Source organism: Mesorhizobium sp. M4A.F.Ca.ET.020.02.1.1 (genome assembly GCF_004022645.1).
GTDB lineage: Bacteria > Pseudomonadota > Alphaproteobacteria > Rhizobiales > Rhizobiaceae > Mesorhizobium.
Window position 1 is genome coordinate 1 of sequence record NZ_RZOI01000096.1, and the last position, 12,687, is coordinate 12,687.

At 62.6% G+C, this 12,687-nt stretch carries 14 protein-coding genes; 8 read left to right on the forward strand and 6 right to left on the reverse strand.

Annotated features, from left to right (window positions below; all coding sequences use genetic code 11):
* The 7 genes from topA to rpmG form a co-directional block, all read left to right on the forward strand.
* A partial coding sequence (gene topA / locus EN742_RS09340) for a type I DNA topoisomerase (RefSeq protein WP_128332713.1) occupies positions 1-1,997 on the forward strand: 1,997 nt, incomplete at its 5' end.
* Between the two features lie 5 nt (positions 1,998-2,002).
* Positions 2,003-4,309, forward strand: a complete 2,307-nt coding sequence (gene rnr / locus EN742_RS09345; protein WP_128332714.1) for a ribonuclease R — start codon at positions 2,003-2,005, stop codon at positions 4,307-4,309.
* A complete protein-coding gene (locus tag EN742_RS09350) occupies positions 4,309-4,761 on the forward strand; it encodes a DUF983 domain-containing protein (RefSeq protein WP_126054301.1) in 453 nt (150 codons plus the stop codon). Before rnr ends, EN742_RS09350 begins: the two co-directional genes overlap by 1 nt.
* A gap of 180 nt (positions 4,762-4,941) precedes the next feature.
* The gene (locus EN742_RS09355; protein WP_245455455.1) at positions 4,942-5,673 is read left to right on the forward strand and encodes an NUDIX hydrolase; all 732 of its coding nucleotides are present in this window, start codon (positions 4,942-4,944) and stop codon (positions 5,671-5,673) included.
* Positions 5,674-5,689: 16 nt separating this feature from the next.
* On the forward strand, positions 5,690-6,865 hold the full coding sequence (locus EN742_RS09360) for an MFS transporter (protein ID WP_128332715.1): 1,176 nt from the start codon (positions 5,690-5,692) through the stop codon (positions 6,863-6,865).
* A 77-nt stretch (positions 6,866-6,942) separates the two neighbouring features.
* Entirely contained in the window at positions 6,943-7,401 is a 459-nt protein-coding gene (locus EN742_RS09365) for a hypothetical protein (protein WP_126054298.1), read from the forward strand.
* A gap of 186 nt (positions 7,402-7,587) precedes the next feature.
* Positions 7,588-7,755, forward strand: a complete 168-nt coding sequence (gene rpmG, locus EN742_RS09370) for a 50S ribosomal protein L33 (RefSeq protein WP_006201775.1) — start codon at positions 7,588-7,590, stop codon at positions 7,753-7,755.
* Between the two features lie 209 nt (positions 7,756-7,964).
* Here rpmG and EN742_RS09375 read toward each other — a convergent pair whose 3' ends face one another.
* The 5 genes from EN742_RS09375 to EN742_RS09400 all read right to left on the reverse strand — a co-directional run bounded on the left by EN742_RS09375 (position 7,965) and on the right by EN742_RS09400 (position 11,084).
* Entirely contained in the window at positions 7,965-8,264 is a 300-nt protein-coding gene (locus EN742_RS09375) for a hypothetical protein (RefSeq protein ID WP_128332716.1), read from the reverse strand.
* Between the two features lie 542 nt (positions 8,265-8,806).
* A complete protein-coding gene (locus EN742_RS09380; RefSeq protein WP_245492280.1) occupies positions 8,807-9,004 on the reverse strand; it encodes a hypothetical protein in 198 nt (65 codons plus the stop codon).
* 325 nt (positions 9,005-9,329) lie between these two features.
* Positions 9,330-9,551, reverse strand: a complete 222-nt coding sequence (locus EN742_RS09390; protein ID WP_128332722.1) for a DUF768 domain-containing protein — start codon at positions 9,549-9,551, stop codon at positions 9,330-9,332.
* Positions 9,552-9,952: 401 nt separating this feature from the next.
* Positions 9,953-10,138: a hypothetical protein gene (locus EN742_RS09395; protein WP_128332719.1), complete on the reverse strand. Its 186-nt coding sequence runs from the start codon at positions 10,136-10,138 to the stop codon at positions 9,953-9,955.
* Positions 10,139-10,211: 73 nt separating this feature from the next.
* Complete coding sequence (locus EN742_RS09400) at positions 10,212-11,084, reverse strand: RNA ligase family protein (RefSeq protein WP_189375250.1); 873 nt, start codon at positions 11,082-11,084, stop codon at positions 10,212-10,214.
* Between the two features lie 129 nt (positions 11,085-11,213).
* Between EN742_RS09400 and EN742_RS09405 the strand changes: the two genes are divergently transcribed.
* Positions 11,214-11,408 carry a DUF3606 domain-containing protein gene (locus EN742_RS09405; protein WP_128332720.1) on the forward strand — a complete coding sequence of 65 codons (195 nt, stop codon included), beginning with the start codon at positions 11,214-11,216 and terminating at the stop codon, positions 11,406-11,408.
* Between the two features lie 306 nt (positions 11,409-11,714).
* Here the strand turns inward: EN742_RS09405 and EN742_RS09410 are convergent, their stop codons facing one another.
* A complete protein-coding gene (locus EN742_RS09410; protein ID WP_128332721.1) occupies positions 11,715-12,482 on the reverse strand; it encodes a LamG-like jellyroll fold domain-containing protein in 768 nt (255 codons plus the stop codon).
* Between the last annotated feature and the right edge of the window lie 205 nt (positions 12,483-12,687).

Below are 12,687 nucleotides of genomic sequence, written 5' to 3' on the forward strand. Positions count from 1 at the left end.
AATACTGGCAGATCGCGGCCATCCTCAACACGCCGCGCAACGACAGTTTCGAGGCGCGGCTGACCGCCTTTGCCGGCAAGAAGCTGCAAAAACTCGACATCGCCAACAAGGCGCAGGCCGACGACATCAAGGCGATGCTGGAAGGGGCAAGCTTCAAGGCGCTGTCGGTCGAAGCCAAGCCCACCAAGCGCAATCCGGGCCCGCCCTTCACTACCTCGACGCTGCAGCAGGCCGCATCATCGGGCCTCGGCTTTTCGGCCACCCGCACCATGCAGGTCGCGCAGCGGCTCTATGAGGGCATGGACATCGGCGGCGAGACCGCCGGCCTGATCACCTATATGCGAACCGACGGCGTGCAGATGGCGCCGGAGGCGATCGACGCCGCCCGCGATGCCATCGTCAGCGAATTCGGTCAGAAATACCTGCCGGAAAAGCCGCGCTTCTACACGACCAAGGCCAAGAATGCCCAAGAAGCGCACGAAGCGATCCGCCCAACCGATTTCAAGCGCACGCCGGCATCTGTGCGGCAATATCTCGATGCCGACCAGGCCCGGCTGTACGAACTGATCTGGAAGCGCGCCATCGCCAGCCAGATGCAGCCGGCCGAGATCGAGCGCACCACGGTCGAGATCGAGGCGGTCAACGGCGCCCGCACCGCCGAGCTTCGCGCCGTCGGTTCGGTCATTCGCTTCGACGGCTTCATCGCCGCCTATACCGACCAGAAGGACGAGGATGCGGAGGACGAGGAAAGCCGCCGCCTGCCCGAGATCCGCGCCGGCGAGCAGCTCGCCCGCCAGGCGATCAACGCCACCCAGCACACCACCGAGCCGCCGCCGCGCTATTCCGAAGCATCGCTGATCAAGAAGCTGGAAGAGCTCGGCATTGGCCGCCCGTCGACCTATACGGCGATCCTGAAGACGCTGGAAGATCGCGACTACGTCACCATCGACCGCCGCAAGCTGGTGCCGCAGGCCAAGGGCCGTCTGCTGTCGGCCTTCCTCGAAAGCTTCTTCGAGCGCTATGTCGAATATGATTTCACCGCTTCGCTTGAGGAAAAGCTCGACGAGATTTCCGACGGCAAGCTCGCCTGGAAGGACGTGCTGCGCGATTTCTGGAAGGATTTTTCCGGCGCAGTCGACGACATCAAGGAACTCCGCGTCACCGACGTGCTCGATGCGCTCAACGACGAACTGGCGCCGCTGGTGTTTCCTGCGCGGGAGGACGGCTCAAATCCGCGCATCTGCCCGAAATGCGGCACCGGCAACCTGTCGCTGAAGCTTGGCAAGTTCGGCGCCTTTGTCGGCTGCTCGAACTATCCCGAATGCTCCTTCACTCGCCAGCTCGGCGACGCCGCCAATCCCAATGGCGAGAACGGCAATGGCGAGGATGGTACAAGGCTGCTCGGCAAGGACCCCTACACAGCCGAGGAAATCACGCTGCGCAGCGGCCGCTTCGGCCCCTATATCCAGCGCGGAGAAGGCAAGGAGGCCAAGCGCTCCAGCCTGCCCAAGGGCTGGACGGCCGAGCAGATCGACCATGAGAAGGCGCTGGCGCTGCTGGCGCTGCCGCGCGACGTCGGCAAGCACCCGGAATCCGGCAAGATGATTTCGGCTGGCCTCGGACGCTACGGCCCATTCGTGCTGCACGACGGCACCTATGCCAATCTCGACAGCATCGAGGACGTGTTCTCGATCGGCCTCAACCGTGCCGTGTCGGTGATCGCGGAGAAGCAGCTGAAGGGCAAGGGCGGCCGCAATGGCGCCACGCCCGCGGCGATCAAGGACCTCGGCGACCACCCCGACGGCGGCGGCAAGATCGTCGTGCGCGACGGCAAATACGGGCCCTATGTCAACTACGGCAAGGTCAATGCGACGCTGCCCAAGGGCAAGGATCCACAGTCGGTGACGGTCGAGGACGCGCTGGCGCTGATCGCCGAAAAAGAGGCCAAGGGCGGTGGCGGCAAGAAGCCGTTCCGCAAGGCGGCGAAAAAGGGATAGCAGGCGTGGCGCGCAGGATCTCCGGACGAAGCCACGGCGATCCGCGCACCGCCGACACGAGGGCCAAGGTCCGGGACGACTACCGTCCGTCGCGCGACGAAATCCTGCGCTACATCGCCGAGAACCCGGACCGTTCCGGCAAGCGCGAAATCGCCAAGGCGTTCGCGCTGCGCGGCGAGGACCGCATCTGGCTGAAGGATCTGTTGCGCGACCTGCAGGACGAGGGCCTGCTGACCAGGGAACGCAAGCGGCTCGCCCGCTCCGGCGCCCTGCCCCATGTCTCCGTGCTCGACATATTTGGCCGCGACAGCGATGGCGTGCTCCTGGCGCACCCGAGCGAGTATAGCGGCGCCGGCTCGCCGCCGGTCATCTCCATCCGCGTTTCGCGCGGAAGCAGCGGCCCCACGCCGGGCATAGGCGACCGGGTGCTCGCCAAGACCTTCCCGACCGACGATCCATCCGGCCCTGCCTACACCGGGCGGGTGATGAAGATCTTCGAGAGGCGCAGCGATGCCGTGCTCGGCGTCTTTCGCGTTCTGAAGGACGGCACGTTCCGCATCGAACCGGTGGAGCGGCGCCAGCCCGAACTGATCGTCGACAAGGAATTCCAGAACGGCGCCAGGAACGGCGACCTGGTGGAGGTCGAGCCCGCGCGCGCCTCCCGCTACGGGCTGCCGAGGGCCAAGGTGCTCAACGTTCTGGGCTCGCTGACCAGCGAGAAGGCGGTCTCGATGATCGCCATCCACGCGCATGACATCCCGCACATCTTCCCGGCCGACGTCTTCGCCGAAGCCGAGGCGGTGAAGCCCGCGACGCTTGCCGGCCGCGAGGACTGGCGCGACCTGCCGCTGATCACCATCGATCCGGCCGACGCCAAGGACCATGACGACGCGGTGTTCGCGACGCCTGACCCGGACGAGAAGAACCCCGGCGGCGTGCTGGTCACGGTGGCGATCGCCGATGTCGCGGCCTACGTCCGCTACGGCAGCGCGCTCGATCGCGAGGCTCTGAAGCGCGGCAATTCGGTCTATTTCCCGGATCGCGTCGTGCCGATGCTGCCGGAGCGCATCTCCAACGACCTCTGTTCGCTGCGCGAAGGCCAGGACCGGCCGGGGCTCGCCGTGCGCATGACCTTCTCCGCCGACGGTCGCAAGCTTCGCCACTCCTTCCACCGGATCATGATGAAGTCGGCGGCCAAGCTCGCCTATACGCAGGCGCAGGCGGCCATAGACGGCATGCCGGACGACAAGACCGGGCCGATTCTCGCGACGGTGCTGAAGCCGCTATGGGATGCCTATGCGGTGCTGAAGCGCGGCCGTGACGGCCGCCAGCCGCTCGAGCTCGACCTGCCCGAGCGCAAGATCCTGCTCAAAGAGGACGGCACGGTCGACCGCGTCGTCGTGCCGGATCGACTCGATGCCCACAAGCTGATCGAGGAGTTCATGATCCAGGCCAATGTCGCGGCCGCCGAAACGCTGGAGGCGAAGAAGGAGTCTCTGGTCTACCGCATCCACGACGCGCCTTCACTCGCCAAGCAGGAATCGCTGCGCGAATTTCTGCAGACGCTCGGCCTGTCGCTGGCGCGCGGCGCGCAGATGCGGCCGAACCAGTTCAACGGCATCCTCGAGCGCGTGCGCGGCGCCGACAATGAGGCGCTGGTCAACGAAGTGGTGCTGCGTTCACAGAGCCAGGCCGAGTATTCGCCGAAGAACATCGGCCATTTCGGCCTCAATTTGAAACGCTACGCGCATTTCACCTCGCCGATCCGCCGCTATGCCGACCTTATCGTGCATCGCGGGTTGATCGCCGCGCTGAACCTCGGCCCGGGCGGTCTCACCCAGCAGGAAGCCGAGCGTCTGGAGGAGGTCTCGGCGCTGATCTCCGCCACCGAGCGCCGCGCCATGGCGGCGGAGCGCGACACGGTCGACCGGCTGGTCGCCGCCTATCTCGCCGAGCGCATCGACGAGCGTTTCGACGCGCGCATCTCCGGCGTCACCAAAGCGGGACTATTTGTCCAATTGCCGCAGTTCGGCGCGGATGGTTTCATCCCGGTGTCAAGTCTGGACGGCGATTACTATATATACGACGAAACTGCCCGATCGCTTTTCGGAGAACGCACCGGCAAGGGCTATCAGCTTGCCGACCGCGTCGAGGTTCGCCTGATCGAGGTGGCGCCTATGGCCGGCGCGATGCGTTTCGAAATGCTGACCGACCCGAAGCCGCTGCCCGGCTCCAAGCGGTCGTTCCACAAAGCCAAGGGCCGCGCCCGCGCGTCGCAATCGCGCTCGGGCCCGCGCGGCAGGAGACGGTGATGGCAAGGCAATTGCAGATGGAAGACCAGGTTTTCGGCGGCGAGCACCATTCGGGCCGGACCGCCCGCCCGCTGTGGACGGCGATGAAGCGGGGCCTGCTCGGCCGCTGCCCGCATTGCGGCGAGGGCAAGCTGTTCCGCGCCTATGTCAAGACCGTCGACAGATGTGATCATTGCGGCGAAGAACTTTACCATCACCGCGCCGACGACCTGCCTGCCTATCTGGTGGTTGTCATCGTCGGCCATATCGTGCTTGGCGCCTTCATGGGCGTCGAGGCGACCTCCACGCTCTCCACCTGGCAGCACATCCTCATCTGGGTGCCGCTGACCATCCTTCTGGCGGTCGTGCTGCTACAGCCGGTCAAGGGCGCCGTCATCGGCCTGCAATGGGCCCTCTATATGCACGGCTTCGGCGGCGAAGAAGACGTCATCGAGCACCATCCCGAGGCTTGAAGCCGCGGCTGGCGCAATCGGCGACGGCTGAACGCCACTTTCGCATGCGGGAAGTTTCCGCTAAAGCGCCTCGCATATGAACGGGATCACGCGACGCGCTTCAGATCTTTGCTTTCATGCATGTCATCATCCCCAAGACAGACACGGCGTTTGGGCGACATGCATCAGCTCGGGGACGGAATGACCAAAGCGAATGTCGACAAGCTTGAGCCGAGCGTTGCCGCGCCTGCCGCAAAGCCGTTGCGTCCGCGCGATGCCGCGACATTGATCCTGCTCGACCGCAAGGGCGACGAGGTCCTGGTGCTGATGGGCCGCCGCCATGCCGGCCACGCCTTTATGCCCGGCAAGTTCGTCTTTCCGGGCGGCCGCACCGATCCGGCCGACAGCCGCATTGCTGTCGCCGCAGCCCTCCACCCCCAGGAAGAAGCGAACCTGACCGCTGGCCTCGGCCGCACCAGCGTGGCCCGCGCCCGTGCCATCGCGCTTTCGGCGATTCGCGAGACCTATGAGGAAGCCGGCCTGCTCATCGGCCGCAAAGGCGCCTTCACCACCACCAGGCGCGACTGGCAGGGCTTTGCCGAACATGGCGTCGTACCCTCGCTGGATGCGCTGCGCTTCATCGCCCGCGCGATCACGCCGCCGAACCGGGTGCGTCGCTTCGACACGCGCTTCTTCAGCGCCTGGCGCGGCGACGTCGCGGTTGAACTGGCTGATGGCGGCCCGACCAACGAGCTGGAGGAACTGGTCTGGCTGCCGCTCGCCAAGGCCAGGCAGGCCGATATCCCCGACATCACCGGGATGATCCTGGACGAGCTGGCAAAGCGGCTCACCGATGATCCGCTGCTGCATCCGGGCGGCTCGGTGCCTCTCTACCGGCGTGTCCGCAACCGCTTCACCCGCGAAATCCTCTAGGCTATTCAGGCATCCCATGACGGTCGATACCCAACAACAGGGCGAGGAACGCGTACACTGGCTACCGATGATCGCTGCCATCTCCTCGATCAGCGTCGTCGGCATCGCCATCGGCCTCGGTATGCCGCTGCTCAGCGTCATCCTGGAAACGCGTGGTCATTCGGCCTCGATGATCGGCCTCAACACCGCCGTCGCCGGCCTTGCCTCGATCGCCGGAGCGCCGCTCGCCACCCCGCTCGCCATGCGCCTCGGTGTCGCCTGGACGATGCTGCTGATGATTGCCGCCGGCGCGCTTGCCTTCGTCGGCTTCCATTTCGCGCCGGATTTCTGGATGTGGTTTCCGCTCCGCGTCGTGCTGCATATCTCGTTGACGGTGCTGTTCATCCTGTCCGAGTTCTGGATCAGCACGTCGGCGCCGCCGCACCGGCGGGGCCTGGTGCTCGGCATCTACGCGACCGTGCTGTCGCTCGGCTTCGCCGCCGGGCCATGGCTGTTTGCCCATCTCGGCAGTGCCGGCTTCCTGCCCTTCGGCGTGACCATAGGCCTGGTGACGCTGGCCGCCATTCCGGTGCTGGCGGCGCGCGACGAGAGCCCGACGATCGTCGCCGACAGCGAGACCAGCCACTTTCTCCGCTACATCTGGCTGGTGCCGACCGCGACCTTCGCGGTGCTGGTGTTCGGCGCCGTCGAGACGGGCGGTTTTGCGCTGTTCCCCGTCTATGGCAACCGCATCGGCTATTCCGAGGCGGACGCTGCCCTGCTGCTCACCATGATCGGCCTTGGCAACGTGCTGCTGCAGATTCCGATCGGCATGATCAGCGATCGCGTTTCCGATCGCCGTCATCTGCTGCTGGCCTGCGCCGCCGTCGGGCTTGCCGTCACGATCTTCATGCCGCATTTCGCCAGCAACTGGCATTTGATGGCCGCCCTTCTGTTCGTCTGGGGCGGCGTGGTCGCCGCCCTCTACACGATCGGCCTTGCCCATCTCGGCTCGCAATTGTCGGGCCATGAGCTTGCCTCGGCCAATGCCGCTTTCGTGCTCTGTTACGGCGTCGGCATGGTGCTTGGCCCGCAGGCGATCGGTGTCGGCATGGATATTTTCGGCCCCTCCGGCTTCGGCTGGTCGCTCGGCCTGTTCTTCGCCGCCTATATCGCGCTGGTCGGCGTCCGGCTGATCCGCAAGGTCCTGTAGAATCACATCACGCTGCTGACATCACCGTGTCAGGAGCACCCCTGCTATACGACCCTCCTCAAGCAGGGAGACGTCTTATGATCGACAGTGGCTTCGAAACCAAATCCGTGCGGATGCAGTTGTTGCTGCTCGTCAGCTTCCAGGCGCCATCAGCCGATGTCGACCGCATCATGGACGCCGTGGTCGCCATTACGCCGCTCGGCATGGGCAGCTACGACAGCAACGCCTTCCAGTCGGCCGACGGCGTCGAGCGCTACCGGCCGCTCGAGGGTGCAGCGGCCGGCGCCGAGACGCTGCTGCGACAGCGGCCGGGCACGGTCGAGGTGTCGTTCGAATTGCCGGACGACCAGGCCCTGGCCGCCCGCGTCGTCGAGGCGATCTACCAGGCGCACAGCTACGAGGAGCCGGTGATCCGCATCCAGCCGCTGCTTGCCAGCCGTTCGAAGGGCCTTGACGACCGCGCCAATCCCAACCGCTGGTGGAACACGACGGGCGATTGGAAGAAGGCCGCCCCGCCGGTCAGGGAAGACGCTTGACCGCCAACCTTGCAGCCGCCGGCTGGTTCCCCTTGCCGGCGGCAAGGCGCATCGAGCGTCGCCGCAGCCCGTCCGGGCTTGACTTTCCGGGCGCGTTCTTTATGTGTCGCGCCAAGTTTCCCGCGTCCGGGTGTTTTCCCCGTGCTCCAGCGGCCAAAACTCCACGAACATTAACGGACGAACATCATGGCCAAAGCCGCAAACATCAAGATCAAGCTTCTGTCGACCGCCGACACCGGTTTCTTCTACGTGACCAGCAAGAACAGCCGCACCAAGACGGACAAGCTGTCGTTCCGCAAGTACGATCCGGTCGCCAAGAAGCACGTCGAGTTCAAGGAAACCAAGATCAAGTAATCCGGTTTCCTCCGAGAATGCCGAAACGCCGCCCTTTGGGCGGCGTTTTTGTTTTCTAACGCCTTGATTTAATTGATTTTTTGTTTTCTTACCATATCGCCTAACATATTAGGTTTGAGGCCGTAATGGCCACGAAGGACGGTATGGTTTAGAGAAAAAGCCCGCCTCTTTTCAGAGACGGGCCTCGCGCGGCAACCGGTCGGTGGTTTTCACTGCGGCAATGGCCGCGCGATTCTCGTATCCAACGGCGTGCCGGCCAGTAGGCAGACGTTCCAAGCCTGATCATCGATCGGCACAAGGGCCTCGCCGAGCATCATCCTGTCGCGGTTCGGATCTTCGAACGCCAGCGAGCGCACTCCGTAGATTTCGAGTCCATTGCTGGCGCGAGTGCGGTAGAGCACCAGCGAGGGCATAGGCCCGTCGCGGTGCGTGATCATGGCGCCCAACTCGAAGCGCCAGGTTTCGGTCGGCTGTTCAGTGACAGTTGCATGAGCGTTCATTTCGATCACTCCAGGTTTTGGCCTCTCGAGCCAGTCACCGGATTGGGCCTCCGGAAAAAGCCGGGGGCGAGAGCGACCTGGAGATCGCGGCAAGCGTTTAGGCTTCGGCCCTGGACATAGCTATGCCACCCCGGCCAATGACTTGGCGTGCTGCCGTTCGATTGTGTGCAGGAAAACCCCTAACCCTTGCCAATTAAAATGGCCGAGATTCGCAGCGTTGTCAAAGGGTATTCACAGATTATTTTTGGGTGTTATTTGGCGAAATATGCGAAACCGCCTAAACTGTCAAGTACAAGGTAGGCGCTTTCGCCTAAGCACTTCTCCGCTGGACTCCAAAGCCGTTCTGTGGAATCCATTTATAGTCACTTGCGCGAGAAAAGCCATGGAACACACTTTCAATGAACTCGCTCGGATCCTAACGCAGCGCCCCGTGCGCGGACGCTACGCTGCGTTGGTGGTCCGCCTGGTGGAAAGCTTGGTGATGGGTCTCGCGATAGGCTTAGGCGTTGCTACAGGGCTGGCGCTGGCTGGATAAGTGCAGCGCTGACCGGCTATCTGCTGCGCGGGCTGGTGTCTGGGGTATAGATCGTCCCCACCTTCCTGCCGCCGCACTTGGCACACTTCAGCTTTGGAATGATGTCGTCCGCCATCGCGGGAGCATCCGGACCGAACCGATCGCGGAGCTTGGCGAGATCGAGCTTCTGGCTGTGATTGCACGGCGCGTGGTGACAGAAGGCCGTCACCGTCATCTTCGCATCGATTAGGGATTGAAACGTCCAGCCTTTCGCCATCGGGTCGATATAGGACAGCCTTGGGTCATCTAGCCAATACCTCGTACCAGCGCACGCTAGTTCCGAGTGGGCAGCACCCTAAAGTCTGCCGAACGCCCTCCTCCCGACTCTGCACCGTCATCCGCCGCGGTGAGGCCACGACGAAACAACTCCCGAACGGCGTCAGATCGAGTCGGCATTCTTCTCTCAAACCGCCAGGCATCCAGCACGGCCAACTCCTCGGCATTGAGCATGATCTGTAGACGGTATGTTCGTTTGTTGGGTGGCATGTTCTGCTATCTCATCAATCTGCAATACCGGCGTCGTGATGGACGATTGCGTCGAGGATGACCTCATAGACGCTGCCGGTGTCTTCCTCAATCTCAGTGCTGTTGATGCCTACCGACTTGGCGTCGGCGAACAGCTTTTGGGTCAACTCGGCAACCGAGATGATATCGGCACCCACCGTCTCGGGAACGTTGGCGACTATCCATTTGTACAAAAAGTCAGTCCCACGGGTGCTCATGGCCGACATAAGTCAAAGTCGGGCATTAGGTTCCAAGAGCCTCACCCGAGCGTACAGCCGTTTTCGCTGTCCTACAGCGCCGAAGCGCCGGCGCGTTCTGGCGCATGCCTCTGGCCCGCTGCATGCTGGCGCGATCAAAGAGGAAGGATCGATCTATTTAGGCAAGGGAAAGCCCGTCGCTGGGAGGATAAGCGACGGGCTTTGATGGTGCCATATAGCGGCTACACAACCTTAGATCGATCGCTTCGCGACGTAGGGCAGGCCCGTCGTCATCTTCCACACGGCGACGGGCCGCTCCTGCTTGTGGATGGGACCCCGGAGAGTGAAGGGGTTTGCCACTGTGTCCTATAAGAGCGACGCGGCAATTCGGTTCCGAATTATTTGCCGACAATTCGAATATATTAGGATCCGCTTGACGAAGCCGCCGTCGACATCTCTTTGATGACCGCATCGAGCGAGACGATATCTTCCAGTGCGGCTATTTCCATCGGATCAGCCGCCTGTGCTGGCGTGCGTATCTCAGGAACGCCATCAGGCCCTATTGGCGCGTGGCTCATCACAAGGATGTCGCGATACTGCTTGAGCAAGTCGAGCGCTCTATCAATGGTTCGTTGGTCCATCGTGGGAATTTAGCATATGGAGTGGCCGAGGCCAGCCCGGCTACTCTTCCCGGACATCCTCCACCGTGGCATGGCGTAGCTTCGGTTCGCCGCGCAAATACCTGACACGGGCAGTGATGCCGGGCTCGAGCCATTCCGCCTTTGAAATGGCTTTCGGCAGTCCTGGCGGTGGCGAACGCCCTTTGCGCACTCGTAGCCATAGACGCTCCCGCATCTCCATGGTGAGTGCGACCGTGGCCGAGCCGGCATATTTCCCGCCGCGTGCCATGATGCCCTGTGGCGCCTTGCCGGGCTCGCGCCTGATGCCCAGCAACTCGAATTCGCCAAGCTCCCAGCATTTTGTCTTCACCCAGGCATCGATCTTGCCGCTCTTGTAGGGACTTTCCCTTCGCTTCGAGACCATGCCTTCGAGGCCCATCCTCTCAACGGCTTCGAAGAAGGCAGTGCCACCGCCCTCGACGTGCTCGCTGTATTGAATGATCCCCTTCGCCGGCTTCACCAGATCCCAAAGCTTCGCCTTGCGCTCGATCGCGGGCAGAGGACGGAGATCCTGGCCGTCGAGGTGCAGGATATCGAACGCGACGAAAGCAAGCTGTTCGGCGTTCCACGTCATCCGCGAGTGCATCCTATGAAAGTTAGGCCTGCCATCGGGTTCGGGCGCGATCATCTCGCCATCGAGGATGAAGGACTTCGCCGGAAGCTTCTCCGCCGCGGCGACGATCGGCCAATACCGCTTCGACCAGTCGTGGCCGTTTCTGGAGAAAGCGCGGGCGCCGGCCCAGTCGAGTATCACCTGTGTCCGGAAGCCGTCGAACTTGATTTCATGGAGCCAGTCGTCGCTCACAGGCGGCGTCTCGACTTGCACTGGCTCCAACGGCTTGATGAACTTCAGCCGCTCGTCGGCGTTACGCATACGAACTCCAACGCAACATTCGAATTTGATTCAATATCGCATGGCCGTTTCAGTTCCGTTAGCGTTTGCTGAAGGCCCTCGGAACATTCCGGCACGGTTGCTGTTCTCTTTCAACTAGGAGGAACAGCCATGGCAGACGACAAGAGCAAGACCGATTTTCGAGACCGCGACCGGGTGTCGGGAGACGAGGAATATGAAGTTGGCTATCTTGCGAGCAAGTTCCAACTCACGATCCCAGAGGTCCGCGAATTGATTGCCAAACACGGCAATGACCGCGAAACGCTTGAGCGCGAGGCGAAGAAGATGGGTGAGCAACAAAATTGACCAGGCTTTCCGGTCAAAAAGCGATAGCCCGGTCTGCTTAAATCGAGGTGACACAGGATTCTGCAGGCCGGGCCATGCACCGACATCGAGGAAGTGCCGGAGCCCCGTTACAATGCGCCTTGTCTAGGCGGGCCGCAAGGTATGCCTTTGACGAGGGGGGACCCAGCCTCGCGGCCGCGAACTGCTTGACTAAGCGCCCTCGCGCCCCAGCTCATGGAGGGCGAAGGGCAATCAGCCGAGCGATTTCCTGGCTACGAAGGCAAGTTCAACTGAACCCTGACCATTACGCGTCGCGCCGGCTCCTTTTTACGATCGCGGAAACGCCGCAGTCGGCGGCGTGATAGAGCTATCGGTATCATAGCGGCAGACGCCCTTGGTGATCCTGATCTCGTCCATCCAGCCGTTCCAGATAGCGGTGCTGACGGCTCGCCCGATGCCAAGCGTGTCCGACGAGTTGAACGTCGTCAGGTTCGACGGCGTATTGCCGACAAGAAGAGTGCCGTCGAACCAGATGCGCACTTTGCCCGACGCATTCCGGGTGACGGCGATATAATGCCAGGCATTCAGCGTTGCCGTGCCTGCAGGGATGGTTCCCGTGGTTACCATGAGGTTGCCGCCGAGGCCGCCGTTTATTGAATAGCCGAACACAAGAGATCCGTTGTCGCCGGCGCTCCAGGTGGAATTGAGATACCAGGCCATCGATCCCAGGCCATCGCCCTGGCCCAGAATGTAGGTGTTCGAACCCGTGGCGGCCCGCCTGACGAACAGTTCGATGGTGAACTCGCCGGACAGGTTCCAGTCGGCATGATCGGCGAAGGTCCAGTAGTCCCCCGCCCCATCAAAGAGACCAGAAGCCGAGCCGAACTTGGCCTGCGCGGTATCGATTTGCGCATTGCCATTCGCGGTCCCCGAACCCTTGTTGGTAGCGGTGCTCTCATCGGTCAGCGTGGTCGAGCCGTCAGAGCCTTCGAAGCCGAGCAGAAGAACGACATTGGCGAAGTATGGATCGCTCCCGCCGCCGCCGCCAGATGCACGACGCACGCCGAAGCCGGTAAACCTGTTCAACATAAGCATATTTTGAAATTCCTTTTGAAATCAGCGCGAGCGCATGGTGCGCTCGATGCTGGCAGCGGTGCGCGTGTCGGGGTGTTGATGCTTGCGGGCCATCACGCTGCCATGTCCGCCACGTCCCCAGTCGGCGCCAACGTTGCATCGATGGCAAAGGCGCCATCGGTGAATGCGCGTTTGAAAATGATCTTGCCGGCGCGCTCAAAGATGG

Excerpts from the sequence above, each read along its gene's own strand:
- EN742_RS09405 (WP_128332720.1), top strand. The coding sequence starts at position 11,214 with ATGGCAGACGACAAGAGCAAGACCGATTTTCGAGACCGCGACCGGGTG.
- EN742_RS09390 (WP_128332722.1), bottom strand. The coding sequence starts at position 9,551 with ATGAGCACCCGTGGGACTGACTTTTTGTACAAATGGATAGTCGCCAAC.
- EN742_RS09380 (WP_245492280.1), bottom strand. The coding sequence starts at position 9,004 with ATGACGGTGACGGCCTTCTGTCACCACGCGCCGTGCAATCACAGCCAG.
- EN742_RS09400 (WP_189375250.1), bottom strand. The coding sequence starts at position 11,084 with ATGCGTAACGCCGACGAGCGGCTGAAGTTCATCAAGCCGTTGGAGCCA.
- EN742_RS09410 (WP_128332721.1), bottom strand. The coding sequence starts at position 12,482 with ATGCTTATGTTGAACAGGTTTACCGGCTTCGGCGTGCGTCGTGCATCT.
- EN742_RS09355 (WP_245455455.1), top strand. The coding sequence starts at position 4,942 with ATGACCAAAGCGAATGTCGACAAGCTTGAGCCGAGCGTTGCCGCGCCT.
- EN742_RS09365 (WP_126054298.1), top strand. The coding sequence starts at position 6,943 with ATGATCGACAGTGGCTTCGAAACCAAATCCGTGCGGATGCAGTTGTTG.
- EN742_RS09350 (WP_126054301.1), top strand. The coding sequence starts at position 4,309 with ATGGCAAGGCAATTGCAGATGGAAGACCAGGTTTTCGGCGGCGAGCAC.
- EN742_RS09360 (WP_128332715.1), top strand. The coding sequence starts at position 5,690 with ATGACGGTCGATACCCAACAACAGGGCGAGGAACGCGTACACTGGCTA.
- rpmG (WP_006201775.1), top strand. The coding sequence starts at position 7,588 with ATGGCCAAAGCCGCAAACATCAAGATCAAGCTTCTGTCGACCGCCGAC.